The 25042-nt window shown below is 55.4% G+C and carries 20 protein-coding genes; 6 read left to right on the plus strand and 14 right to left on the minus strand.

Annotation, left to right across the window (positions count from 1 at the left end):
* Window positions 1–39 precede the first annotated feature (39 nt).
* Genes NWV12_RS05915 through nagB form a run of 3 tightly spaced genes read right to left on the minus strand, consistent with a single transcriptional unit; the run spans window position 40 to window position 3273 of the window.
* Window positions 40–1260: an N-acetylglucosamine repressor gene (locus tag NWV12_RS05915; protein ID WP_021242995.1), complete on the minus strand. Its 1221-nt coding sequence runs from the start codon at window positions 1258–1260 to the stop codon at window positions 40–42.
* Window positions 1261–1268: 8 nt separating this feature from the next.
* Window positions 1269–2417: an N-acetylglucosamine-6-phosphate deacetylase gene (gene nagA, locus NWV12_RS05920; protein WP_045887716.1), complete on the minus strand. Its 1149-nt coding sequence runs from the start codon at window positions 2415–2417 to the stop codon at window positions 1269–1271.
* Between the two features lie 55 nt (window positions 2418–2472).
* The gene (gene nagB / locus NWV12_RS05925) at window positions 2473–3273 is read right to left on the minus strand and encodes a glucosamine-6-phosphate deaminase (protein ID WP_023310765.1); all 801 of its coding nucleotides are present in this window, start codon (window positions 3271–3273) and stop codon (window positions 2473–2475) included.
* Window positions 3274–3601: 328 nt separating this feature from the next.
* Between nagB and nagE the strand changes: the two genes are divergently transcribed.
* The 4 genes from nagE (at window position 3602) to chiQ (ending at window position 9681) form a co-directional block, all read left to right on the plus strand.
* A complete protein-coding gene (nagE, locus tag NWV12_RS05930; RefSeq protein ID WP_075204761.1) occupies window positions 3602–5623 on the plus strand; it encodes an N-acetylglucosamine-specific PTS transporter subunit IIBC in 2022 nt (673 codons plus the stop codon).
* 169 nt (window positions 5624–5792) lie between these two features.
* A complete protein-coding gene (gene glnS / locus NWV12_RS05935) occupies window positions 5793–7460 on the plus strand; it encodes a glutamine--tRNA ligase (RefSeq protein WP_029740147.1) in 1668 nt (555 codons plus the stop codon).
* A gap of 446 nt (window positions 7461–7906) precedes the next feature.
* Complete coding sequence (chiP, locus tag NWV12_RS05940) at window positions 7907–9304, plus strand: chitoporin (RefSeq protein WP_048981045.1); 1398 nt, start codon at window positions 7907–7909, stop codon at window positions 9302–9304.
* Window positions 9305–9351: 47 nt separating this feature from the next.
* Window positions 9352–9681, plus strand: a complete 330-nt coding sequence (chiQ, locus tag NWV12_RS05945) for a ChiQ/YbfN family lipoprotein (protein WP_047061876.1) — start codon at window positions 9352–9354, stop codon at window positions 9679–9681.
* A gap of 93 nt (window positions 9682–9774) precedes the next feature.
* On the opposite strand, the gene fur is transcribed toward chiQ, so the two are convergent.
* From fur to ybfF, 4 genes are all read right to left on the minus strand, one after another.
* On the minus strand, window positions 9775–10221 hold the full coding sequence (gene fur, locus NWV12_RS05950; RefSeq protein ID WP_014169146.1) for a ferric iron uptake transcriptional regulator: 447 nt from the start codon (window positions 10219–10221) through the stop codon (window positions 9775–9777).
* Window positions 10222–10511: 290 nt separating this feature from the next.
* A complete protein-coding gene (fldA, locus tag NWV12_RS05955) occupies window positions 10512–11042 on the minus strand; it encodes a flavodoxin FldA (RefSeq protein WP_008501067.1) in 531 nt (176 codons plus the stop codon).
* Between the two features lie 155 nt (window positions 11043–11197).
* Window positions 11198–11485 (minus strand): LexA regulated protein, encoded by a 288-nt coding sequence (ybfE, locus tag NWV12_RS05960; protein WP_023334913.1) that lies wholly within the window; start codon window positions 11483–11485, stop codon window positions 11198–11200.
* 128 nt (window positions 11486–11613) lie between these two features.
* Window positions 11614–12387 carry an esterase gene (ybfF, locus tag NWV12_RS05965; protein ID WP_048981048.1) on the minus strand — a complete coding sequence of 258 codons (774 nt, stop codon included), beginning with the start codon at window positions 12385–12387 and terminating at the stop codon, window positions 11614–11616.
* A gap of 183 nt (window positions 12388–12570) precedes the next feature.
* On the opposite strand from ybfF, the gene seqA reads away from it, so the two are divergent.
* Together seqA and pgm are read left to right on the plus strand one after the other, a co-directional pair.
* On the plus strand, window positions 12571–13119 hold the full coding sequence (gene seqA, locus NWV12_RS05970) for a replication initiation negative regulator SeqA (RefSeq protein WP_008501070.1): 549 nt from the start codon (window positions 12571–12573) through the stop codon (window positions 13117–13119).
* A 24-nt stretch (window positions 13120–13143) separates the two neighbouring features.
* On the plus strand, window positions 13144–14784 hold the full coding sequence (pgm, locus tag NWV12_RS05975; protein ID WP_048981050.1) for a phosphoglucomutase (alpha-D-glucose-1,6-bisphosphate-dependent): 1641 nt from the start codon (window positions 13144–13146) through the stop codon (window positions 14782–14784).
* A 103-nt stretch (window positions 14785–14887) separates the two neighbouring features.
* On the opposite strand, the gene potE is transcribed toward pgm, so the two are convergent.
* The 7 genes from potE to kdpB form a co-directional block, all read right to left on the minus strand.
* Window positions 14888–16201: a putrescine-ornithine antiporter gene (potE, locus tag NWV12_RS05980; protein ID WP_014831099.1), complete on the minus strand. Its 1314-nt coding sequence runs from the start codon at window positions 16199–16201 to the stop codon at window positions 14888–14890.
* Window positions 16198–18396, minus strand: a complete 2199-nt coding sequence (speF, locus tag NWV12_RS05985) for an ornithine decarboxylase SpeF (RefSeq protein ID WP_048981052.1) — start codon at window positions 18394–18396, stop codon at window positions 16198–16200. Before speF ends, potE begins: the two co-directional genes overlap by 4 nt.
* 254 nt (window positions 18397–18650) lie before the next feature.
* On the minus strand, window positions 18651–18755 hold the full coding sequence (speFL, locus tag NWV12_RS05990; RefSeq protein WP_003858645.1) for a leader peptide SpeFL: 105 nt from the start codon (window positions 18753–18755) through the stop codon (window positions 18651–18653).
* A 279-nt stretch (window positions 18756–19034) separates the two neighbouring features.
* Window positions 19035–19712 carry a two-component system response regulator KdpE gene (kdpE, locus tag NWV12_RS05995; RefSeq protein WP_008501074.1) on the minus strand — a complete coding sequence of 226 codons (678 nt, stop codon included), beginning with the start codon at window positions 19710–19712 and terminating at the stop codon, window positions 19035–19037.
* On the minus strand, window positions 19709–22396 hold the full coding sequence (gene kdpD, locus NWV12_RS06000) for a two-component system sensor histidine kinase KdpD (protein ID WP_048981053.1): 2688 nt from the start codon (window positions 22394–22396) through the stop codon (window positions 19709–19711). The genes kdpE and kdpD overlap by 4 nt, the downstream gene beginning before the upstream one ends.
* Window positions 22397–22972: a potassium-transporting ATPase subunit KdpC gene (kdpC, locus tag NWV12_RS06005; RefSeq protein ID WP_023310778.1), complete on the minus strand. Its 576-nt coding sequence runs from the start codon at window positions 22970–22972 to the stop codon at window positions 22397–22399.
* 12 nt (window positions 22973–22984) lie between these two features.
* A complete protein-coding gene (gene kdpB / locus NWV12_RS06010; protein WP_048981055.1) occupies window positions 22985–25033 on the minus strand; it encodes a potassium-transporting ATPase subunit KdpB in 2049 nt (682 codons plus the stop codon).
* Window positions 25034–25042: the final 9 nt, after the last annotated feature.

Below are 25042 nucleotides of genomic sequence, written 5' to 3' on the forward strand. Positions count from 1 at the left end.
TCCGACATCAAAAAAAGAAGGCGTTACTATAAGGTCCGATCAACTTTCCAGCAAATGCTGCAGCAGAATTCCGTTGAGCATGGCGCGTTTGACCAGCGCGAACGCGCCAATCGCCGAGCGATGATCAAGCTTTGAACGAACCACTGGGAGGTTCTGGCGGAATGCTTTCAGCGCCTGGGTGTTAATACAGCCTTCAATGGCGGGGAGCAGCACCTTTTCCGCTTCCACAATTTCACCGGCGATAACCACTTTCTGGGGGTTAAACAGGTTAATGGCGATGGCGATGGTTTTCCCCAGATGACGGCCTACCTGCTCAATCACTTCGCAGGCCAGGGCGTCGCCTTTATTGGCGGCTTTGCAGATGGTGCCTATCTTGCAATCGTCCAGCGTGACGCGGCTTTGATAACCCTGTTCAAGGAGATGGCGAACGCGCTGCTCGATGGCCGTGTTGGCGGCAATCGTTTCAAGGCAGCCGAAGTTGCCGCAGTGGCAGCGCTCTCCGAGGGGTTCAACCTGAATGTGGCCGATCTCGCCGACGTTACCGTTGCGACCAATAAAAATACGGCCGTTAGAGATAATACCGGCGCCCGTTCCGCGGTGAACGCGCACCAGAATAGAGTCTTCACAGTCCTGGCTCGCACCAAAGTAGTGCTCTGCCAGCGCCAGAGAGCGAATGTCGTGGCCCACAAAGCAGGTCACCTTAAAACGCTTTTCCAGCGCGTCGACCAGCCCCCAGTTTTCAACCTGAATGTGCGGCATATAGCGGATCACGCCGCTTTCCGGGTCGACCAGGCCGGGCAGAATCACGGAGATGGCAATGAGTTCACGGATCTTGCGCTGACAGCTTTCAATAAACTGCGCGATGGTATTCAGCAGCGCATGCTCAAGCGTCTCCTGGGTGCGCTCCGGAAGAGGGTAGTGCTCTTCCGCAATGGCTTTACTGCTCAGATCGTACAGCGTTAGCGTGGTGTCATGTCGGCCCAGACGGACGCCAATGGCCTGAAAATTGCGGGTTTCGGTAATAATGGAGATGGCGCGGCGGCCCCCGGTGGAGGCCTGCTGATCGACTTCTTTGATCAGACCGCGCTCAATGAGCTGGCGGGTAATTTTTGTCACGCTGGCGGGAGCAAGCTGGCTTTGTTCGGCTATCTGAATTCGCGAGATTGGTCCGTGCTGGTCAATCAGGCGGTATACCGCCGCACTGTTAAGTTGTTTAACGAGATCGACATTACCGATTTGAGCTTGTCCGCCAGGTGTCATACTTTTACTTACTCAGTGACGACCTCGTTACCATTAACGATGGTCTTAATAATTTTATAATCGTGTGTGAATGCCGTCAGGTTTGCAACCATACCTGGTGCAATTTCGCCGAGCTGTTTATCCACGCCCATTGCGCGCGCCGGATAAAGGGTGGCCATACGCAGGACTTCATCAAGCGCAATCCCGCAATGTTCAACCAGGTTACGCACCCCTTCAATCATGGTTAAAGAGGAACCGCTCAGCGTACCGTTTTCATCCACACACAGTCCATTGCGGTAGTATATTGTTTTACCGGCAAAAATGAACTGCTCAATATTTGCACCTGCCGGTGCGGTGGCATCTGTCACCAGACAAAGCTTGTCACCTTTCAGCCGCTTAGCGTTGCGGATGTTGGTGTAATCGACATGTAAGCCGTCGGCAATAATGCCGCAGTAGACGTCTGGCTCATCCAGAATCGCCCCGACCAGACCCGGTTCACGGCCTGTGATATACGGCATAGCGTTGTAAAGGTGCGTTGCGAAAGTAATGCCCGCGCGGAAACCGGCTTTCGCTTCTTTCAGCGTCGCGTTTGAGTGGCCTGCTGAAACGATAATCCCGGCACCAGCCAGTTTGCTGATGACATCCGTACCCGTCATTTCAGGTGCCAGCGTCACTTTGGTGATCACATCGGCGTTCGCACACATGTAGTCAACCAGCTCCGCATCAGGTTTACGCACGTAATTCGGGTTATGCGTTCCTTTCTTGACCATATTCAGCCATGGCCCTTCAAGGTGCAGACCCAGCGCCTGGTTAGGGTGTTTGGCCAGGTATTCGCGCATCACGCGGATACCCTGCTTCATGAGGTCATCACTGCTGGTGATGAGCGTTGGCAGATAGCTCGTGCAGCCCGATTTCTCGTTGGCTTTCTGCATGATCTCCAGCGTTTCGACCGTCACCGCATCCGCGGTGTCATTGAATTGCACACCGCCGCAGCCGTTGAGCTGTACGTCGATGAAACCGGGGGAGATTACTGCTCCATTGAGTGAGCGCTGTTCAATCTCCGGCGGCAGTTCTGCCAGCGGGCAAACACGTTCAATCAGGCCATCAGCGATAACAATCGCATGGTCATCCAGAATTTCATGGCCGGTATAAATCCGACCGTGGGTTAAAGCGTACATAACGACCCCCGGTTAAAAAAAGCGGCCGCCTCTTGATGAAGAGGCGGTTATTCAATTACAGACCTTTGATGTTCTCAGCTTCTAACTCGTTGAAGTATTTCAGCGTTTTAACCTTCAGCTCCATCGTGGACGGTTCGTCGCAGACGATGACTGATTTCGGATGCAGCTGCAGACAGCTGATGGTCCACATATGGTTAACGTTGCCTTCAACGGCTGCCTGGAGCGCTTGCGCTTTCACGCCGCCCAGCACCAGAATCATCACTTCTTCGGCATCCAGCAGGGTGCCTACGCCTACGGTCAGGGCGTATTTTGGAACCTGGTTAACATCGCCGTCAAAGAAGCGGGAGTTTGCCACGCGCGTGTCATGGGTCAGCGTTTTAATACGGGTGCGGGAAGCCAGAGATGACGCCGGTTCGTTAAACGCGATATGACCATCATTACCTACACCACCCATGAACAGGTGGATCTTACCGTAAGAACGGATTTTTTCTTCATACTGACGGCATTCTGCGTCAATATCAGGCGCGTTTCCATTCAGCAGGTTAATATTTTCAGATGGAATATCAACGTGATCAAAGAAATTGCGGTGCATAAAGCTATGGTAGCTTTCCGGGTGGTCTTTCGGTAAGCCAACGTATTCATCCATATTGAAGGTCACAACATGTTTAAAGCTAACCTGGCCTGCTTTATGCATCTCAACCAGCGCCTTATAGGCGGTCAGCGGCGTGCCGCCTGTCGGAAGTCCAAGAACGAAAGGACGATCGGCGGTCGGTTTAAAGGCGTTAATACGGTTAACGATATGGCGAGCGGCCCATTTACCGACTTGTTCAGCAGTTGCCAGGGGAATCAGTCTCATTGTTCACCTCAAGAGTTTAAGTAGAAGAGTGGGCGGATGGCTATCGGGACCTGATACTTAAGCGTAACCTGGAAACTTTCAGGCCGGATCAATCCGTCTTGATTTTTTGAATGATAAAATAAGTTTTCGCTGTTAGCCAGTGTAAGGGAGGGTGAATAACGATATTTGGTGACAAAAATCACAAAAAGTACGCGTTTAATTTGCGATACGAATTAATTTTTCACACACTCACAATGCCAGTGAAGCATCAACTGTATCTATAGTTCGTGACACAATAAAAAACAGAGCTGAGAACATGCCTTAAACGGGGTCTCATAGGGGGAAGAAAGTGAGTATTCTAGGTTATTTACAAAAGGTTGGCCGCGCGCTTATGGTGCCGGTCGCCACGCTGCCTGCCGCAGCCATCCTGATGGGTGTCGGCTACTGGATCGACCCCAACGGCTGGGGTAATACCAGCGCGCTGGCGGCGTTCTTTATCAAGTCAGGTTCCGCCATTATCGACAACATGTCCGTGTTGTTCGCGATTGGTGTGGCTTACGGTATGTCCAAAGACAAAGACGGTGCCGCTGCGCTAACCGGTTTTGTTGGTTTCCTCGTGTTAACCACCCTCTGCTCGCCTGCAGCGGTGGCCATGATCCAAAAAATTCCGGCGGACCAGGTTCCGGCGGCGTTCGGTAAGATCAGCAACCAGTTTGTCGGTATCCTTGTGGGTATCATCTCCGCCGAACTGTATAACCGCTTCAGCAGCGTAGAGCTGCCAAAAGCGCTCTCCTTCTTTAGCGGTCGCCGCCTGGTTCCTATCCTGACCTCGTTTGTGATGATCGTTGTCGCGTTCATCATGATGTACGTCTGGCCGATGATCTTCGACGGTCTGGTGAACTTCGGTGAGCACATCCAGAAGCTGGGTTCTGTCGGTGCGGGCGTGTACGCGTTCTTCAACCGTCTGCTGATCCCGGTCGGTCTGCATCACGCGCTGAACTCCGTATTCTGGTTCGACGTTGCCGGTATTAACGATATCCCTAACTTCCTGGGTGGCGCACAGTCCATCGAAGCAGGTAAAGCGGTAGTCGGTATCACCGGTCGTTACCAGGCGGGCTTCTTCCCGATCATGATGTTTGGTCTGCCGGGTGCTGCGCTGGCTATCTACCACTGCGCGCGTCCAGAGAACAAAGCAAAAGTGCTGGGTATCATGATGGCGGGGGCGTTCGCGGCCTTCTTCACCGGTATCACCGAGCCGCTGGAGTTCTCCTTCATGTTCGTGGCGCCGGTTCTGTATGTGATCCACGCCGTGCTGACCGGTATCTCCGTGTTCATCGCTGCCAGCATGCACTGGATTGCCGGTTTCGGCTTCAGCGCCGGTCTGGTGGATATGGTGCTGTCGTCCCGTAACCCGCTGGCGACCCACTGGTGGATGCTGATCCCGCAAGGTCTGGTGTTCTTCGCGATCTACTACATGGTGTTCCGTTTCACTATTACCAAATTCAACCTGATGACCCCGGGTCGTGAACTGGCCGTGGCCGGTAGCGAAGCGGATGGTCAGGATGTGAACGTGAGCGGTGCTCAGGATCAGGACGTTTCAGGCCTGGCGCGTCAGTACATCGCCGCTGTCGGCGGTTCTGACAACCTGACCGGTATCGACGCCTGTATCACTCGTCTGCGTCTGAACGTCAAAGACTCTTCCCTGGTGAACGAAGCGCTGGCTAAACGTCTGGGTGCTTCCGGTGTTATTCGCCTGAACAAAACCAGCGTGCAGATTATCGTTGGCTTCGTGGCAGAGAAAATTGCTAATGCCATGAAAACCACTGGTCCGGTAGCCGCAGCAGAAGCTTCTGCCGCACCTGCCGCCGCGCCAGCGGCTGCAAAACCGCAGGCGGTACCGAACGCCAAAACGGTAGCCGCGCTGGTTTCACCGGTAACAGGTGAAGTGGTTGCGATTGAGCAGGTGCCTGACGAAGCCTTCGCCAGCAAAGCGGTTGGTGACGGTGTGGCGGTGAAACCAACGGAAAAAACCGTTGTGTCTCCGGCGGCCGGTACCATCGTGAAAATCTTCAACACCAACCACGCGTTCTGCCTCGAAACCGAAAATGGCGCGGAGATCGTTGTCCATATGGGTATCGATACCGTTGCGCTGAACGGTCAGGGCTTTACTCGCCTGGTGGAAGAGGGCGCTGAAGTGGTGGCCGGGCAGCCGATTCTGGAAATGGATCTGGACTTCCTGAACGCCAACGCGCGCTCCATGATAAGCCCGGTCGTTTGCAGCAACATCGATGACTTCAGTGGCCTGGTCATTCAGGCGAAAGGTCTGGTTGTTGCGGGGCAAACACCGCTGTATGAGATTAAAGGCAAGTAATCGCTCCTGAGTAGAGTCATGCCTTAAGCGGCGGGGGATATCCTCCGCCGCTTTTTTTTGCAGCAAACGCCCCCATTATTTTCTTCAGAGACGTTTTAAGGGTTGTCACTACGTCCGGCTTATAAGATCATATGCCGTTATACGTTGTTTACGCTTTGAGGAATCCACGATGAGTGAGGCAGAAGCCCGCCCGAGTAACTTTATTCGTCAGATCATCGATGAAGATCTGGCCAGTGGTAAGCACACCACAGTTCATACCCGCTTCCCGCCGGAGCCGAACGGCTACCTGCATATCGGGCATGCAAAGTCCATCTGCCTGAACTTTGGCATTGCACAAGACTACCAGGGACAGTGCAACCTGCGTTTCGATGACACCAACCCAGTAAAAGAAGACATCGAATACGTTGAGTCCATCAAGAATGACGTGCAATGGCTGGGCTTCAACTGGTCTGGCGATATCTGCTACTCCTCTGACTATTTTGATCAGCTGTACGCCTACGCGGTTGAACTGATCAACAAAGGTCTGGCGTACGTTGACGAACTGTCTGCTGATGAAATCCGTGAATATCGCGGTACGCTGACCGCCCCGGGCAAAAACAGCCCGTTCCGCGATCGCAGCGTGGAAGAGAACCTTGCGCTGTTTGAAAAAATGCGTGCCGGCGGCTTCGAAGAAGGCAAAGCGTGCCTGCGTGCCAAAATCGACATGGCGTCTCCGTTCATCGTGATGCGCGATCCGGTGCTGTACCGCATCAAGTTCGCGGAACACCATCAGACCGGCAACAAGTGGTGCATCTACCCGATGTACGACTTTACGCACTGCATCAGCGATGCGCTGGAAGGCATTACGCACTCCCTGTGTACGCTGGAGTTCCAGGACAACCGTCGTCTGTACGACTGGGTGCTGGATAACATCACCATTCCTGTGCATCCACGCCAGTACGAGTTCTCTCGTCTGAATCTGGAATACACCGTGATGTCCAAGCGTAAGCTGAACCTGCTGGTGACCGACAAGCACGTTGAGGGCTGGGATGACCCACGTATGCCAACCATCTCTGGTCTGCGTCGTCGTGGTTACACTGCAGCCTCTATTCGTGAGTTCTGCAAACGCATCGGCGTGACCAAGCAGGACAACACCATCGAGATGGCCTCCCTTGAATCCTGCATTCGCGAAGATCTTAACGAAAACGCCCCGCGCGCGATGGCCGTTATCGACCCGGTGAAACTGGTTATCGAAAACTATCCGCAGGGTGAAAGCGAGCTGGTCTCCATGCCTAACCATCCGAACAAACCGGAAATGGGTAGCCGTGACGTGCCGTTCAGCGGTGACATCTGGATTGACCGCGCTGACTTCCGCGAAGAAGCCAACAAGCAGTACAAGCGTCTGGTGCTGGGTAAAGAAGTGCGTCTGCGTAATGCCTACGTCATCAAAGCCGAGCGCGTAGAGAAAGATGCGGAAGGGAATATCACTACCATCTTCTGTTCATATGACGCTGAAACGCTGAGCAAAGATCCGGCGGATGGCCGCAAGGTGAAAGGCGTGATTCACTGGGTGAGCGCTTCCCACGCGCTGCCGGTAGAAATCCGTCTGTACGATCGTCTCTTTAGCGTGCCTAACCCAGGTGCAGCGGAAGACTTCCTGGCGACCATCAACCCGGAATCTCTGGTGATCAAGCAGGGTTATGCGGAGCCTTCTCTGAAAGCCGCTGAAGCGGGCAAAGCGTTCCAGTTCGAACGTGAAGGTTACTTCTGCCTGGACAGCCGTTACAGCACGGCGGAAAAACCGGTATTCAACCGTACCGTAGGCCTGCGTGATACCTGGACGAAGATCGGCGAATAATATTGCTGCTCTGGTCAATGAGAGACAAACGCCGCACTATGCGGCGTTTTTTTATTTAACGATCAGGGTATTAAGACAGGGCCTAAAAAGGCGTGATAAAAATATCAGGTCAATGAGGTGCTACTTATTTTTCAAAAAAAAGTTTGTATCATTGTGGAAATTAAAAAGGTGATAAAAAAGGAAAGGATTCTCACGTCTATCTACTGAAATACTTAATAATTCCCCGCCATTCCTCGCCTCCTCACAAATGTTACAAAGCGCTACCAATTATGTGCACTTCGTCATAATCCTGACTTTTGTCCGCTAAAAAGCATTGATAATTCGCGTCGCGAAAAATAACCTAAAGACGGTAGTTAATTCGAGGGTATTTAAAGCTACCCCTGACCATTTGGTCTTTTTTATTTACGCCGCTTCAGGCGTTTTAATTCGTCAAAGAGGAATAATCTATGCGTACGTTCAGTGGCAAACGTAGTGCGCTGGCGCTGGCTATTGCCGGTGTGACAGCAATGTCGGGCCTGGTGGTGACACCAGAGGCGAAAGCGGCGGGCTTCATCGAAGATTCTACCCTCACGGGCGGTATTTATTACTGGCAGCGTGAACGTGACCGTAAAGACGTCACCGAAGACAAATACAAAACCAACCTTTCGCACTCCACCTGGAACGCCAACCTGGACTTCCAGTCAGGCTATGCCGCGGATATGTTCGGTCTGGATATTGCTGCGTTTACCGCGATTGAAATGGCGGAAAACGGCGACAGCGCCCACCCGAACGAAATTGCCTTCTCCTCCAGCAACAAAGCCTATAAAGAAGACTGGTCCGGGGATAAGAGCGGTATCAGCCTTTACAAAGCCGCTGCAAAATTTAAATACGGTCCGGTTTGGGCGCGTGGTGGTTATATTCAGCCAACCGGCCAGACTCTGTTAGCACCGCACTGGAGCTTTATGCCGGGTACCTATCAGGGTGCCGAAGCCGGGGCGAACTTTGACTACGGTGATGCGGGTGCGTTGAGCTTCTCCTATATGTGGACCAATGAGTACAAAGCACCGTGGCACATCGAAATGGACAAGTTCTACCAGAACGATAAAAAAACCAAAGTCGATTACCTGCACTCGCTGGGCGCGAAGTACGACTTCAAAAACGATCTGGTGCTAGAAGCGGCATTTGGTCAGGCACAGGGCTATGTCGATCAGTACTTTGCTAAGGCCAGCTATAAATTCGATGTCGCGGGTAGCCCGCTGAGCACCAGCTATCAGTTCTACGGTACGCGCGACAAAGTCAGCAACGGTGGCGTCAACGACATTTATGACGGCACCGCGTGGCTGCAGGCGTTAACCTTCGGCTACAAGGTCGGTCAGGTTGATTTGCGTCTGGAAGGCACATGGGTGAAGGCGGAAGGGCAGCAGGGCTACTTCCTGCAGCGTATGACCCCGACCTACGCCTCCTCCAACGGTCGTCTTGATATCTGGTGGGATAACCGCTCAGACTTCAACGCCGACGGCGAGAAAGCGGTCTTCTTCGGCGCAATGTATGACCTGAAAAACTGGAACCTGCCTGGCTGGGCGGTGGGCGCTTCTTACGCTTACGCCTGGGACGCAAAACCTGCCGATATGGCCACGCCGGACGCATACTACGATCCCAACTATCGCCTGAAAGAGTCTTCCTACAGCTTAGATGCTATCTACACCCTGCAGGATGGCCGTGCGAAAGGCACGATGTTCAAACTGCACTTCACCCAGTATGACAACCACTCCGATATCCCGAGCTATGCGGGCGGTTACGGCAACATCTTCCAGGATGAGCGTGACGTGAAATTCATGGTTATTGCCCCATTCACCATCTTCTGATGAACGCACCGGCGGGCTGAGTCCCGCCGGCATGGAGACTGCACATGATGAAAAAAATCGTAATCGTCGCGTTGCTGGCATCAGGGCTGGTGGCGTGTGCTCAGAATCAGGCGCCGAAAGAGGACTCCCGTCTGAAGGAGGCGTATAGCGCCTGCATAAATACTGCGGAAGGATCGCCGGAGAAAATTCAAGCCTGTCAGAGCGTGCTGAACGTGCTGAAGAAAGAGAAAGCGCATGAGCAGTTCGCGACGCAGGAAAACGTCCGCGTGATGGATTATCAGGCCTGCATCCAGGCGCGTAAAACCGGTAACGATCAGGAAGTGGCGAAGCGTTGCGACCAGATTTGGAAAGAAATACGAAGCAATAACAGTAACTAATTCGCTGTTATCATGCCCGGTGGCTCTGCGCCACCGGGCTTTTTTTAGGCAAAAAAAAGCCAACCTTGCGGCTGGCTCAGAGTATGAATCTTATTATTTCGCGTCGTGCGCGTGATCGTCTTCGCGGCAGTCGCCTTCAGCGCAGTGACCGTAAAGGTACAGGCTGTGGTTCGTCAGGCGGATGCCATGACGCGCCGCGATTTCACGCTGGCGCGCTTCGATGGAATCATCGCTGAATTCAATGACCTTGCCGCAATCGAGGCAGATCAGGTGATCGTGGTGCTGCTGCTGGGTCAGTTCGAAAACAGATTTACCGCCTTCGAAATTATGACGGGTAACAATGCCCGCGTCATCAAACTGGTTCAGCACGCGATAGACGGTAGCCAGCCCAATCTCTTCACCCATGTCGATAAGACGTTTATAAAGGTCTTCCGCACTGACATGGTGATTGTCTGGACCCTGAAGCACTTCAAGGATTTTTAACCGAGGAAGCGTAACTTTCAGGCCAGCCTTCTTTAATGCGGTATTGTTGTCAGTCATGCGGAATCTGTCCTGTTGCTAAACGATTCACTTCTGTAGGAAGTGACAGAAAATGCACCCGGGATAATGCGTCTCATTATAGAACTGCCATGGCTAAATGAAAACTGCAAGTCTCAGGCAAAATATGCTTATAAAAACGTGGTATCACCAACAAACTTGCTCAATGGAAAACCACGTTTTATCAGGGAGACATTGTACAGGTCTGGGCGAAAAAGTTAAAAGATTGTAGCGATTAATTTAATCGGTTTGACCTGGAGCATGGGCGCAACCGCAGTTGCGCCGCGATAAAATCAGGCGTTCAGAATATCATCCAGGTGCAGTTCTTCACGGATCTGCTTCACCCACTTCTCAACGCGCTCTGCGGTCAGTTCTGGCTGACGGTCTTCGTCGATGGCCAGGCCTACGAAATGATCGTCATCGGCCAGGCCTTTAGACGCTTCGAAGTGGTAACCGGCGGTCGGCCAGTGGCCTACGATAACCGCGCCGTTCGGCTCAATGATATCGCGGATGGTGCCCAGCGCGTCACAGAAGTATTCGGCGTAGTCTTCCTGATCGCCACAGCCAAACAGGGCGACCAGCTTACCGTTGAAGTCCACTTCTTCCAGCGTCGGGAAGAAATCATCCCAGTCGCACTGGGCTTCACCGTAGTACCAGGTTGGGATACCCAGCAGCAGAATGTCATAGCCTTCCAGATCTTCTTTGCTGCTCTTGGCGATGTCATGCACATCAGCAACGTCTTTACCGAGCTGTTTTTGAATGTTTTTTGCGATATTTTCGGTATTGCCGGTATCACTGCCAAAGAAAATGCCGATGATTGCCATGAGTAAAATAACCTCTTGAAACTTAATAGTATGGTGGCGCAATTCGGCCACGGATAAGGGCAATAATAGCAGAACTGGCAACCCTGCGGAAACAGCTATCGCGCAGGACTGCACTCTGTGCTACATGAAAAGGGTGATAAAGGGGATTTTCAGACTTATGCCTGGCTGCGTAACGTCTCAAGCTGGGCGATCAGCATCTCTTCAATGAGCTCGCTGCGGCTGATATTTCGCGCGTCAGCCAGCTCGTTCAGCGCGTCGACGGCGTCGGCGTTAAGCTTCAGTTCGACACGCTTAAGCCCACGATTTTTATCGCGTTTAAGCTGGTTGCGTTTATTGATACGCAGCTGTTCATCGCGCGAAAGCGGATTCGTCTTGGGTCGTCCCGGGCGACGCTCATTCGCGAACAGATCTAGTGTCGTACGGTCCGTTTGTTCTTTGGCCATGATTCTGAGACTTCGGGGGAAACACGCCGCCCTGCTAATGCCCGGGCGATAAGCGCGCCATCATACATCACCAAAAACGGCACGCCAACGACTGGAAGCCCGCAGCCTTCCAGTCGCTTTCTTTTTAATCAATTTGCAGTATCAGTGAGATAGCGGCGAATGGCGCGCAGTACAGCATCCGGTTTTTCCGCATGCACCCAGTGCCCGGCACCGGCAATCACGTGGGCGCGAGCCTGCGGGAATTGGGCCAGCAGCGTGTCGCGGTACGCGTCGGTAACGTAAGGTGAGTTTCCGCCGCGAATAAAGAGAGTAGGGTGTGGCCAGGCGGGGACGGTTTCCCAGCCCACGATGTTATTGTATTGATCCCAGAGTACCGGCACGTTAAAACGCCATTGCCCGTCAACAAATGACTTCAGCAGGAACTGCACGACGCCTTCTTCATCAAGATGCTCACGCATGACGGCAGCCGCCTGTTGGCGCGTCGCGACACCCGCTTCTGTGACCGCATTGATGGCGGCAAAAATCTCGTCGTGACGGCGGACGTCATAATCCACGGGCGCGACGTCAATCACCACCAGGCCGCTAATACGGTCCGGGGCCAGTGCCGTCAGGGCCATCACCGCTTTGCCACCCATTGAATGCCCGATGAGGGTCACCTTTTGCAGGTCGTGGGCATCCAGCGTATCCAGCAGATCCTGTGCCATCGCCGCGTAGGTCATCTCGTCGGAACGCCCGGAAAGACCATGATTGCGCATATCGACCTGTAAAATATCGTGGTCGGTAACCAGATCGCGCGCCAGCACGCCCAGGTTATCCAGACTGCCAAAAAGCCCGTGAACCAGTACGATGGGAGAATTATTGTTCGGCGATTGTGCAGTTTGCGCTCGGGTATTCAATTTCATGGCAAAGTTCTTTTTTTACGTATGTCAGGTTAGGGTATCATGTTGACCATTCTGCCGCCCGGCTGCAAGGTTCCAGTTTAATCTGACTTTTGCTGCCAACCTGGTTTGACGCTATCCGCTGTTGGGATTTGACCTTATAATCCCAATGACTTGTATTCAGATAAGATATCGCACTGGATTAAGATGAAAACAATCGAAGTTGATGACGAACTCTATCAGTATATTGCCAGCCAGACGCGGCATATCGGGGAGAGCGCGTCCGACATTTTACGGCGCATGCTTAAAATTTCCGCCGCTTCACAGCCTGCTACCCCAGTCACCAAAGATGTCGTGTCTCAGCCGAGCGTTGTTGCACAAGCAAAACCTGCCGTGACGCCGGCAAAAGATAAAGTGCGCGCGATGCGCGAGCTGCTGCTCTCCGATGAATACGCGGAGCAGAAAAAGGCGGTTAACCGCTTTATGCTGGTGCTGTCTACACTTTACTCACTGGATAACAAAGCGTTTGCTGAAGCGACCGAGTCGCTTCACGGCCGTACTCGCGTCTATTTCGCGGGCGACGAGCAGACGCTGCTGCAAAATGGCAATCAAACCAAACCCAAACATGTTCCTGGCACCCCGTACTGGGTGATCACCAATACCAATACGGGCCGCAAGTGCAGCATGATTGAACACATCATGCAGTCTATGCAGTTCCCGGCGGAATTGATTGAAAAGGTTTGCGGTACAATTTAACCCTTGCATCAGAAGGACCCGGTAATGGCAAATCACAGCCGTGCAGGCCAACCTGCACAACAAAGCGATTTGATTAACGTCGCTCAGCTGACCGCGCAGTATTACGTGCTGAAACCGGTCGTGGGCAACGCAGAACACGCAGTGAAGTTTGGTACATCTGGTCACCGCGGCAGCGCGGCGCGCCATAGCTTTAACGAACCGCACATTCTGGCCATTGCTCAGGCCATTGCGGAAGAGCGCGCTAAAAACGGCGTTACCGGTCCGTGCTATGTGGGGAAAGATACCCATGCCCTGTCTGAACCGGCGTTCATCTCTGTTGTGGAAGTGCTGGCGGCAAACGGCGTCGATGTGATTGTTCAGGAGAACAATGGCTTCACCCCAACGCCTGCGGTCTCTAACGCCATCCTGGTGCACAACAAAAAAGGTGGCGCGCTGGCGGACGGTATCGTTATCACGCCATCCCACAACCCGCCGGAAGACGGTGGTATAAAATACAACCCGCCTAACGGTGGCCCGGCCGACACTAACGTCACCAAAGTAGTGGAAGATCGTGCGAACGCGCTGCTGGCTGACGGTCTGAAAGGCGTGAAGCGTATTTCTCTGGATGCTGCCATGGCGTCCGGTCACGTGAACGAGCAGGATCTGGTTCAGCCGTTCGTGGAAGGGCTGGCGGATATCGTCGATATGGCGGCCATCCAGAAAGCCGGCCTGAAGCTGGGCGTGGATCCGCTGGGCGGCTCCGGTATCGAATACTGGAAACGTATCGCCGAGCACTACAAGCTGGATCTGACCATCGTGAACGATCACGTCGATCAGACCTTCCGCTTTATGCACCTGGACAAAGACGGCGCGATCCGTATGGACTGCTCCTCCGAGTGCGCGATGGCGGGCCTGCTGGCGCTGCGTGATAAATTCGATCTGGCGTTTGCTAACGACCCGGATTATGACCGTCACGGTATCGTCACTCCTGCCGGGCTGATGAACCCGAACCACTATCTGGCAGTTGCAATTAACTATCTGTTCCAGCACCGTCCGCAGTGGGGCAAAGAGGTGGCTGTCGGTAAAACGCTGGTTTCCTCCGCGATGATCGACCGCGTGGTTGAGGCGCTGGGCCGCAAGCTGGTGGAAGTGCCGGTGGGCTTCAAATGGTTCGTTGACGGTCTGCACGACGGCAGCTTCGGCTTCGGCGGTGAAGAGAGCGCGGGCGCATCTTTCCTGCGTTTCGACGGCACGCCATGGTCAACCGATAAAGACGGCATCATCATGTGCCTGCTGGCGGCGGAGATCACCGCGGTCACCGGTAAGAACCCGCAGGAACACTACAACGACCTGGCGGCACGCTTTGGTGCACCAAGCTATAACCGTATTCAGGCTAGCGCGACGTCAGCCCAGAAAGCGGCCCTGTCCAAACTCTCTCCGGAGATGGTCAGCGCAAGCACCCTGGCGGGCGATCCGATCACTGCCCGTCTGACGGCTGCACCGGGCAACGGCGCATCCATTGGTGGTCTGAAAGTGATGACCGAGAACGGCTGGTTCGCCGCGCGTCCGTCCGGTACGGAAGATGCGTACAAAATCTATTGCGAAAGCTTCCTCGGCGCTGAGCACCGTCAGCAGATTGAGAAAGAGGCGGTAGAGATTGTCAGCGAAGTGCTGAAAAACGCGTAAGTGATGTTCGGGGCGGGCTGATGCCCTCACCCCGGCCCTCTCCCACAGGGAGAGGGAGAAAACACTAAAAACGGCAACCCCTGGGTTGCCGTTTTGCTTTTACCTAACTATGCTTATTCTTCAATTCAAACCGTGGTGACACCAGACCGTAAAGCGTCCAGCCCATAAAGGTCACCATTGCCCCGTAGAGCATCGCTTCCTGGCCGGATGAGTAGAGCGCATAGAAGCTGTAGATTGCCCCGATCAGCGCCACGATATTGGCCGCGCGCGCTTTGCGAGGATCCACCTTCGCCACCTTCTGAATGATCACCAGCGCTGCCATCGACAGAATATACGGAATGATGTTCGTCACCACCGCCAGGTTGACCAGCACGTTGAACTGGCTGTTCAGCGACGGGCTAATGGTCATCAGCGACAATCCGCTCTGGAAGATAACAATCGCCAGCATGCCCTGCACCGGCGCATCCGCTTTGGTCACGCGGGAGAAAATTTTTGGGAAGTAACCTTCATCAGCCGATGATTTAAACACCTGTGCGATGGTGAACTGCCAGCCGAGGAGTGAACCGCAGCAGGACATCACCATCAGCCCCATGATCACTTTCCCGACCTCAGGCGTGAACATCTGCGCGAAGGCCAGACCGAACGGCGCCGTAGAGTTTGCCAGATCCATGTTTGGCACAATCCCGGCAATCACGTTAGTCGAGACGATATAGATCACCGCCGCGCCCAGCGTTCCGCCGAGGACCGCAATCGGCACGTTCTTTTCCGGATTCTCTACCACTTCCGCGTTCGCGCAGGCGGATTCCAGACCCAGGAAGGCCCAGAGCGTCATGGCGATTGAAGAGCCGACCGCGGTAAAGAACGGCACATGGTGCGGGTTCCAGGAGTTGGCGTAGAGTGTCGGGCTAAACCAGAACCAGCCGATGATGCACAGGCCGACAACCGGGATAATCACGCCCCAGACGGTGATGCTGGAGAGCTGTCCGGTGATACGCGCGCCGCCAAAGTTAGCCACGGTACAGATCCACAGCACCCCGATGGTCGCCAGCCCAATTTGCACCGGGCTGAGCGTCGCGCCAAACAGCTCCGTACCGTAACCCACGGCGGAGATGGCAATCGCCACGTTGGCGATCAGCAGCGATACCCCGTAGGTATAGTTGGCCATAAAGTTGCCCGACTTGCCAAAGGCGTATTCGGCATAGCCGCCCATCCCGCCTGACTTACGGCTGAACATCCCGCACTTGGCAAACGCCCACGCCAGCGCCATTGAACCGACTGCCGTCACCAGCCAGGAGATGATAGAGATGGTACCCACCTCTGCCAGTTTGGTTGGCAGCATGATAATCCCGGAGCCCATCATATTCACCATGGTGAGGATGGTCAGCTGCACCACGCCCATCTTATTGGACTTACTCATAATTTCTCTCCTTTCAGCAGCGCGGGCTGAGCGACGGGTTGTTTGATGACGTTACAGCGAACCTGTTTGCGACCCTCACACTCCTCAACGTACACACCCTGCAGCTCCGGCGCGAAGCCCGGCAGCAGGTTGATGCCTTCTTCCAGCGCGGCAAAGTAGCGCAGCACGGAACCGCCCCAGACTTCCCCTGGGACCACGCACAGCACCCCCGGTGGATAAGGAAGGGCGCCTTCGGCGGCGATGCGGCCTTCCGCATCGCGCAGAGAGACCAGTTCAACTTCACCGCGCAGATAGGCGTAGTTTGCGTCCTGCGGGTTCATCATCACGCGCGGGAAGTGAGACTTGCGGAACATCTCTTTCTGCAGCTGTTTCACGTTGTGGCGGGCGTACAGGTCATGCATTTCCTGGCAGATCTGGCGCAGGGTGTAATCCGCGTAACGTTCCGGATGCTGTTTGTAGAGAGATGGCAGGACGTCTTTCAGCGGAACATCGCTCTCGAGCAGTTTTTCGAAGCGCACCAGCTGCGCCACCAGCTGCTGCAGTTTGCCCATATCTTCCGCAGGCGTGAGCAGGAACAGGATCGAGTTGAGATCGCATTTTTCCGGCACGATGCCGTTTTCACGCAGGAAGTTGGCGAGGATAGTGGCGGGCACGCCGAAGTCGTCATACTCCCCGGTGCGGGCGTTAATACCCGGCGTGGTCAGCAGGAGCTTGCACGGGTCGATAAAATACTGATGCTCAGCGTAGCCTTCAAAAGCGTGCCAGTTTTCACCCGGTACGAAGTGGAAGAAGCGCAGATCGGTCGCAATTTCCGCCGTGTCCCAGCTTTCCCACGGACGGCCATCCACCGTTTCCGGCACGAAGGGGCGCAGATACCGGCAGTTCTCCAGGATCAGCTTGCGCGCTTCGATACCGTTCACCACGCAGTCCATCCACATGTTGCGGCCGCTCTGGCCTTCGTGCATACGGGCGTTGATGTCCAGCGCAGCGAACAGCGGATAAAACGGGCTGGTGGAGGCGTGCATCATAAAGGCATTATTCAGGCGCTTATGCGGGACATAGCGCTGTTGCCCTTTGATGTGGCTGTCTTTCTTATGGATTTGCGAGGTCTGCGAGAAGCCGGCCTGCTGTTTATGCACGGACTGGGTGACCAGGATCCCCGGATCGTTTTCGTTCAGCTCCAGCAGCAGCGGAGAGCAGTCGGCCATCATCGGAATAAATTGCTCGTAACCCACCCAGGCCGAGTCAAACAGGATGTAATCACACAGGTGTCCAATCTTATCCACTACCTGACGAGCGTTATAGATGGTGCCATCGTAGGTACCCAGCTGGATCACCGCCAGGCGGAACGGACGCGCATCGCGTGCACGGCCTGGCGCTACCTCTGCCACCAGCTCGCGCAGATAACTTTCTTCAAAGCAGTGGGCGTCAATGCCGCCAATAAAGCCGTACGGGTTGCGCGCGGTTTCCAGATAGACCGGCGTTGCGCCAGCCTGGAGGAGGGCACCGTGATGGTTGGATTTGTGGTTGTTACGGTCGAACAGTACCAGGTCGCCCGGGGTGAGCAGGGCGTTAAGCACCACTTTGTTGGATGACGAGGTGCCATTCAGCACGAAGTAGGTCTTATCAGCATTAAAGACTTTTGCAGCATGCTGCTGGGCGATGCACGGTGCGCCTTCGTGGATCAGCAGATCGCCCATCGCCACGTCGGCGTTACACAGGTCGGAGCGGAAAAGCGTCTCACCAAAGAAATCGACAAACTGATTACCGGCTGGATGGCGGCGGAAGAACTGACCACCCTGATGCCCCGGGCAGTCAAACGCGCTATTGCCCTGCTTCACATAGTCGACAAGGGCGCGGAAAAACGGCGGGCGCAGCTGGGTTTCATACTTCTGGGCGGCCGCTTCCAGCTGGCGTCCATAAAAGTCGTTGCTGGTGTCTGAATACTCAAATACGCCGTGAATGCGCGATAAATAGTCTGCCGGGATGAGCTCTTCTTTGTGGGTCGCGACAAAAACAGGAATGCCAAAACCGGTGGCTTCTATTTCGTCCAGGATACCGCTGGCAATATCCGTGACCGCCAGAACAATGGCGGCAACATCAATATAATCAGAGGCGCGGACATCTACCAGTTCACGCTGGGTAGTAAAGCAATCCGGACATGCACGGCTGGCTGCGATTTTTAAACTTTTCATCTTTCTCTCTTTATTTTAGGTAATAAGCGTCCCTCGATTTCTTGCAAGAAAGAAATCGATAATTTTCCGGAAAAAAAGCAAAGGGTGGCCGCTGATTAAAATCAGTGAATTGCTTTTTTGATGATTGAAATTCAGTCCGCCCGGTGCGGATGAGTCTGAATTAAAATGAATGAGCGCACGAGTTCACAGGCAATGGCCTGTAAAATAAGGTATTTCAGGATAACCTGTAAGCGAGTGCGCCAGAAGTCGAAGGACTACCGGGCATTAAAGAGATGAAAGTCAAAGCAGTTTCGGTGGGCAAACATCATGATATGTGTTGTCCGCCTTATATGGGGCATTAAGCGATTGTTGTTTTCCATGTTTCATTTTCCTTTCAGTAATTGAAAGCATGGTCATTTTATCCAGGGAAAGGCGATTAACCGTGAGGTAGATCACCGTTAACCGATCAAATCAGAAATAAATATTCGTTTTAGATGAATATCGCAGATCAAAATTCTGATTTGTTGATGATGCGTTAACAGGTTGTGTTGCCAATGTTTTAAATGAGCGAAAATAGCCCGTAAAAATAATTTATGGGTTATTTATGAAATATTGTCTGAGGTATTTCTATTTTATTTAAAAATAAAATGAATAGTTATTCAAAGCATAAACCGATAACCGATACCGGTTTCAGTTAATAAATGGCGAGGGCGAGCGGGGTCAACTTCGAGTTTCTGACGAAGATGTCCCATATATATGCGTAAATAATGACTATGTTCCACCGCGTTGGGCCCCCACACCTGACTTAACAGCTGGCGTTGGGTGAGAACCTTGCCGTGGTTGTTGAGCAGAACGGCGAGCAGGCGAAATTCTATTGGCGTCAGATGGATTTCTTCTTCACCGCGCACAATGCGTCGCGCGGCCAGGTCAACCCGGATATCCCCAAACGTGTAGGTTGGGTCAGCGGGCGTGGTTGCGCTGTGGCGACGCAGCGCCACGCGAAGGCGAGCCTGAAGCTCGCCGATACCAAAAGGTTTAATCAGATAGTCATCCGCCCCGGCATCCAGCGCCGCGATTTTATCCGTCTCTTCCGTACGCGCGGAGAGCACGAGGATCGGCATCTGGCTCCACTGACGCACTTCCCGGATAAAATCGATGCCGTCGCCGTCCGGCAGGCCAAGATCGAGGATCACCAGGTCCGGCTTGCGGGTGGCGGCTTCAATTAAACCCCGCTGAAGCGTACCCGCATCATGAACGCGCAGACCGTCCCCTTCCAGCGCAGCGCGCAGAAAACGGCTAATGGCGATCTCATCTTCAACAATCAGAACGTTGATCACAAATCCTCTGGTAATTCATTAAGTTCTGGCGGGGTTTCCAGAGGAAGTGTAACACAAAACCGCGCGCCGCCTTCGGGGCGATTCTCAGCGGAGATGGACCCGCCATGGACGTCAATGATCGCCTGGCAAATCGCCAGCCCAAGGCCCACGCCCGGAATGGCAGACTCCTTATTGCCACGCGCGAATTTTTCGAAAATAGCCAACTCCTGCCCGGCGGGAATGCCGGGTCCGGTATCCCAGATGTCAAGGCGAAGCGTGCCGTCGTCTACCGTCGCATCCACGCCAATTCGCGCGCTGGCGCCCGCATATTTACCGGCATTTTCCAGCAGGTTGATCAGCACCCGTTCAAACAGCGGACCATCAACGTGAATTAAGGTCAGGGGCTCGGGCATGTTCAGCGCAATATGCCGCCCGCCCAGGCCGGGTTCGAGCATTTTCAGGGCGCTGCCCACCACCTCTTCAAGCGTGAGCCACTCTTTTTTGAGGTTAAAACCGCCTGACTGGATACGCGCCATATCGAGCAGGTTATTCACCAGACGCGTGGTATTCAGCACATGCTGGCGGATCTCGCTGGCCTGAAGGGCGTGTTTAGAGCCTTCGGCCGCCAGGTCCAGCGTCAGGATTTCTGACTGACCAAACAGGACGGTGAGCGGGGTTCGCAGATCGTGAGAGAGCGCCGCCAGCAGCGAGTTACGAATGCTTTCACGCTCGCTCGCCAGCCGGGCCTGCTCTTCGCTGGCGGTGAGGGCCAGCCGCTCCAGCGCGCTGGCAACCAGCAGCGTAAAGGTCTCCAGCAGCCGCTGCTGTTCGGGGATCATCAGCTGGCGCAGGTTTGAGGGCTCAACAATCACCAGCCCCTGATTTTTATCGGCGCTGCGCAGCGGCAGAATTTGGTAGGGCACGCCGGGCAGGGTGTCGGTCCCTGCGCCCGCAGGTAACCCTTTATCAAAGCTCCAGCGCGCGATGGCTTCGTCCCAGGGCGTCATGCCTGAGGCCGACGTCAGCGGGCGCAGCTTGCCGTGTTCGTCCGGGAGCAAAATCAGGTTGCTGGCATGAAAGGTCGAGCGAATGAACTGCTCGCTGGTCTGCACGATATCCAGCGGCGTGCGGCCCACCGCCAGCGATTTCGACATCTCATAGAGATGGCGCGTGCGCTGTTCGCGATAGCGGGCAATACGTGCCTGGTAGCGCACGCCCGCCGTCAGATTCCCGATTACCAGCCCGACGGTGAGCATTACCGCGAAGGTGAGGATGTACTGCACATCCGACACGGCGAGCGTCCCGCGGGGGGCAATAAAGAACAGATCGAAGCTGATGACGTTGATCACCGTCGCCAGTACCGACGGCCAGCGCCCGTAAAAGAGCGCCACCACCACTACGCCAAGCAGGTAGATCATCACCAGGTTGGCGGCATCAAATGCGATCAGCCACTGGCTGGCAATCACGGTAATCAGGGCGCAGAGCACGACGGCGACAAGACAGCCGCGCAGCTGAATGCGCCATTTATCGCTGAAGGCACGGCTGTCCGGCGCGCGGCTGGGTAACGGCGTGGGCTTATCATCCAGCGCCACGATCACCAGGTCCAGATCCGGTGCGCGGCGGGCCAGCTTGTCGGCAAACGATTCGCGGCTAAACCAGCGTCGATGCTGGCGACGGCCAATCACGATTTTCCCCAGATTGTGCTCACGGGCGTAGCGCAGGATGGCTTTATCTTCCTGAGGGTCGGAAAGGGTGGCGGTTTCGGCACCCAGCTCCTGCGCCAGGCGAAGCGAACTCAATATCGCGCGGCGCTGGTTCTCGGGCAGCGCGTGCAGCTGCGGCGTTTCGACATACACCGCATGCCAGACGCTGCCAAATTTGGCCGCCAGGCGCGCGGCGGTGCGGACAAGCTTTTCATTGCCGCTGCCGTGGCCTACGCACAGCAGGATGGCATCTCGCGTATGCCAGACGCGCTCCTGGCCCTGCAGGTCGCGCCAGGCGCGCATCTGATCGTCGACGCGATCGGCAGTACGACGCAGGGCCAGCTCGCGCAGGGCAATCAGGTTACCTTTACGGAAGAAATGTTCGATGGCGCGCTCGGCCTGGCCGGCAATATAAACCTTGCCTTCGTGCAGGCGCTGGCGCAAATCGTCAGGGGGCAGGTCAACCAGCACCACTTCATCGGCGGAATCAAAGAAGGGGTCGGGCACCGTCTCGCGCACTTGAATGCCGGTCACGCCGCTGACCACGTCGTTCAGGCTTTCGAGATGCTGAACGTTAACCGTCGTGAATACATCGATGCCGGCTTCGAGCAGCTCTTCTACATCCTGCCAGCGCTTTGGGTGGCGTGAGCCTGGCGCATTGCTGTGCGCCAGTTCGTCCATCAGGATAAGGGCGGGACGGCGGGCGAGGGCGGCATCGAGATCGAATTCGGTGACTAGCCGACCGCGGTGGCTGATGCGGCGGGGCGGCTGGGTGGCCAGCCCCTTCAGCAGCGATGCGGTCTCTTTGCGTCCGTGGGTTTCTACCACGCCTATCAATATATCAAGCCCCTGCGCCCGAAGCCGCTGGGCTTCCGTCAGCATGGCGAAGGTTTTCCCGACGCCTGCGCAGGCGCCAAAGAAAATTTTCAGTTTGCCGCGATGGGCTTCGGCCGTCTGTTCAAGCAGCCTGTCCGGATCCGGGCGCATGGGCTCGTCGGTCATTTAGTTTTTCCTTAGCGCGTCCAGCGCCAGATTCAGCTCAACAATATTCACCACGGGCATGCCGATAAAGCTGACCAGCGGCTTTTGCGTGTGCTCTGCAACCAGCTGGCTAACCTGTTCGACGGTCAGCTGACGGGCGGCGGCGACGCGCGGGATTTGCCATGCCGCGGCTGCCGGCGTCAGGCTGTAGTCCAGCCCGCTGGCCGAGGCGGTCACCAGCTCTACGGGCACCTCACGGCTGGCCTGCGGATTAGCGGCGCGCAGGGCTGCCACGCGCTCAGCAACGGCTTTGTCCAGCTCGGGGTTGCTGCCCGCCAGGTTACTGCCGCCGGATGCCATCGGATTATACGGGCTTTCGGCAGTGGCGGAAGGGCGTCCCTGGAAGTAACGGGCATCCGTAAAGTTCTGACCAATCAGGCGCGAACCGCGGTTTTCACCGTTTTGCATAATCAGCGAGCCGTTGGCCCGATCCTTAAACCACCACTGTCCCAGCGCGGTGGTCACCAGCGGGTACAGCCCGCCGGTAATGAGAGACAGCAGAATAAACAGAAGTATAGCGGGGCGTAACATCGTCATTTGATTCACCTTTTAAACCAGGCCGAACAGCGTCAACAGCAGGTCGATAACCTTGATACCGATGAAAGGCACCACCAGCCCGCCCAGGCCGTAAATCCACAGGTTGCGGCGCAGCATGGCGGCGGCGGTGAGCGGCTTATAACTCACGCCTTTTAGCGCCAGCGGGATCAGGAAGACAATAATCAGGGCGTTAAAGATCACTGCGCTCAGAATGGCCGATGCCGGAGAGTGCAGGTGCATCACGTTCAACGCGTTTAATTGCGGGTAGGTCGCAGCAAACGCCGCCGGAATGATGGCGAAATATTTCGCCACGTCGTTGGCAATACTGAACGTGGTCAGCGACCCGCGCGTCATCAGCATCTGCTTGCCAATGTGCACCACTTCAATCAGCTTGGTCGGGTTAGAGTCGAGGTCGACCATGTTGCCCGCCTCTTTTGCCGCCTGGGTACCGGAGTTCATTGCCACCGCCACGTCGGCCTGCGCCAGGGCAGGGGCGTCGTTGGTGCCGTCGCCCGTCATCGCCACCAGACGGCCTTCCGCCTGATACTGACGAATCAGCGCCAGTTTCGCTTCCGGTGTGGCTTCAGAAAGAAAATCATCCACGCCCGCTTCGGCGGCAATCGCCGCGGCGGTAAGACGGTTATCCCCGGTGATCATCACCGTTTTGATCCCCATTTTACGCAGCTGGGCAAAGCGCTCCTTGATGCCGCCTTTGACGATATCCTTCAGGGCAATTACCCCCAGCACGTGTGCCCCTTCGGCCACCACCAGCGGCGTCGCCCCCTGACGGGCCACGCTTTCGACCAGGGTGTCCACTTCCGGTGGGAAGTGGCCGTTGTTAGCCTCAATGTGGCGACGGATGGCGTCAACAGAGCCTTTACGGATCATGCGATCCTGAATGTTAATGCCGCTCATGCGGGTTTGCGCCGTGAAGGGCACGAAAGTGGCGTGCAGGCTCTGAACGTCGCGCTGGCGCAGGTTAAAGCGCTGCTTGGCGAGGATCACGATACTGCGTCCTTCCGGGGTTTCATCGGCAAGCGAAGAGAGCTGTGCGGCATCTGCCAGCGTTTTTTCATCCACGCCTGGGGCGGGCAGGAAATCTGACGCCTGGCGGTTACCGAGGGTAATGGTCCCGGTTTTATCCAGCAGTAAGACGTCCACGTCACCGGCGGCTTCCACCGCACGCCCGCTGGTGGCGATGACGTTGGCACCGAGCATACGGCTCATGCCGGCTACGCCGATGGCTGACAGCAGGCCACCAATGGTGGTGGGGATCAGGCAGACCAGCAGCGCCACCAGCACCGTGATAGTGACCGCGGTGCCGCCATAGGCGGAGAACGGCCACAGGGTCGCGGTTGCCAGCAGGAAGACGATGGTCAGGGCCACCAGCAGGATGGTCAGGGCGATCTCGTTCGGCGTTTTACGGCGCTGCGCGCCTTCCACCATGGCGATCATCCGGTCGAGGAATGTTTCCCCCGGGTTAACGCTACACTGGATCACCAGCCAGTCGGAGAGAATGCGCGTCCCGCCCGTCACGGAGGCGAAATCGCCGCCGGATTCGCGGATAACCGGCGCGGATTCCCCGGTAATGGCGCTTTCGTCCACCGAGGCGCCCCCTTCGATGACTTCACCGTCGCAAGGGATAATGTCCCCGGCTTCCACCAGCACCACATCGCCTTTACGCAGTTCATCCGCCGGAACGTGGTCCATCTGCGCGCCGTATTTCGGTTCACGCAGCTTGCGCGCGAAGGCGGTTTTCTTCACCCCTTTCAGGCTGTTGGCCTGCGCTTTACTCCGGCCTTCCGCCAGCGCTTCCGCAAAGTTGGCGAACAGCACGGTAAACCACAGCCACAGGCTGATGGCGCCGGTAAACGTTGCATTTCCCGGCATGTGGCCCGTTCCCATGGCAATCGCCAGGGCGGTGGTCAGGACGCTTCCCGCCCAGACAATAAACATCACCGGGTTGTGCCACTGCACGCGCGGGCTCAGCTTTTTCACCGCATCCATGAGCGCCTGGCGAACTAATGACGGTTCGAACAGGGCCAGTTGTTTACGACTCATGACAATTTC

This window comes from Enterobacter sp. Crenshaw, assembly GCF_024734705.1.
In the GTDB taxonomy this organism is placed as follows: domain Bacteria; phylum Pseudomonadota; class Gammaproteobacteria; order Enterobacterales; family Enterobacteriaceae; genus Enterobacter; species Enterobacter asburiae_B.

Bases quoted from the DNA above. Each gene is read 5' to 3' on its own strand.
- NWV12_RS05915 (WP_021242995.1), bottom strand. From the start codon at position 1,260: ATGACACCTGGCGGACAAGCTCAAATCGGTAATGTCGATCTCGTTAAA.
- nagA (WP_045887716.1), bottom strand. From the start codon at position 2,417: ATGTACGCTTTAACCCACGGTCGGATTTATACCGGCCATGAAATTCTG.
- nagB (WP_023310765.1), bottom strand. From the start codon at position 3,273: ATGAGACTGATTCCCCTGGCAACTGCTGAACAAGTCGGTAAATGGGCC.
- glnS (WP_029740147.1), top strand. From the start codon at position 5,793: ATGAGTGAGGCAGAAGCCCGCCCGAGTAACTTTATTCGTCAGATCATC.
- chiP (WP_048981045.1), top strand. From the start codon at position 7,907: ATGCGTACGTTCAGTGGCAAACGTAGTGCGCTGGCGCTGGCTATTGCC.
- chiQ (WP_047061876.1), top strand. From the start codon at position 9,352: ATGAAAAAAATCGTAATCGTCGCGTTGCTGGCATCAGGGCTGGTGGCG.
- fur (WP_014169146.1), bottom strand. From the start codon at position 10,221: ATGACTGACAACAATACCGCATTAAAGAAGGCTGGCCTGAAAGTTACG.
- fldA (WP_008501067.1), bottom strand. From the start codon at position 11,042: ATGGCAATCATCGGCATTTTCTTTGGCAGTGATACCGGCAATACCGAA.
- ybfE (WP_023334913.1), bottom strand. From the start codon at position 11,485: ATGGCCAAAGAACAAACGGACCGTACGACACTAGATCTGTTCGCGAAT.
- ybfF (WP_048981048.1), bottom strand. From the start codon at position 12,387: ATGAAATTGAATACCCGAGCGCAAACTGCACAATCGCCGAACAATAAT.
- seqA (WP_008501070.1), top strand. From the start codon at position 12,571: ATGAAAACAATCGAAGTTGATGACGAACTCTATCAGTATATTGCCAGC.
- pgm (WP_048981050.1), top strand. From the start codon at position 13,144: ATGGCAAATCACAGCCGTGCAGGCCAACCTGCACAACAAAGCGATTTG.
- potE (WP_014831099.1), bottom strand. From the start codon at position 16,201: ATGAGTAAGTCCAATAAGATGGGCGTGGTGCAGCTGACCATCCTCACC.
- speF (WP_048981052.1), bottom strand. From the start codon at position 18,396: ATGAAAAGTTTAAAAATCGCAGCCAGCCGTGCATGTCCGGATTGCTTT.
- speFL (WP_003858645.1), bottom strand. From the start codon at position 18,755: ATGGAAAACAACAATCGCTTAATGCCCCATATAAGGCGGACAACACAT.
- kdpD (WP_048981053.1), bottom strand. From the start codon at position 22,396: ATGACCGACGAGCCCATGCGCCCGGATCCGGACAGGCTGCTTGAACAG.
- kdpC (WP_023310778.1), bottom strand. From the start codon at position 22,972: ATGACGATGTTACGCCCCGCTATACTTCTGTTTATTCTGCTGTCTCTC.
- kdpB (WP_048981055.1), bottom strand. From the start codon at position 25,033: ATGAGTCGTAAACAACTGGCCCTGTTCGAACCGTCATTAGTTCGCCAG.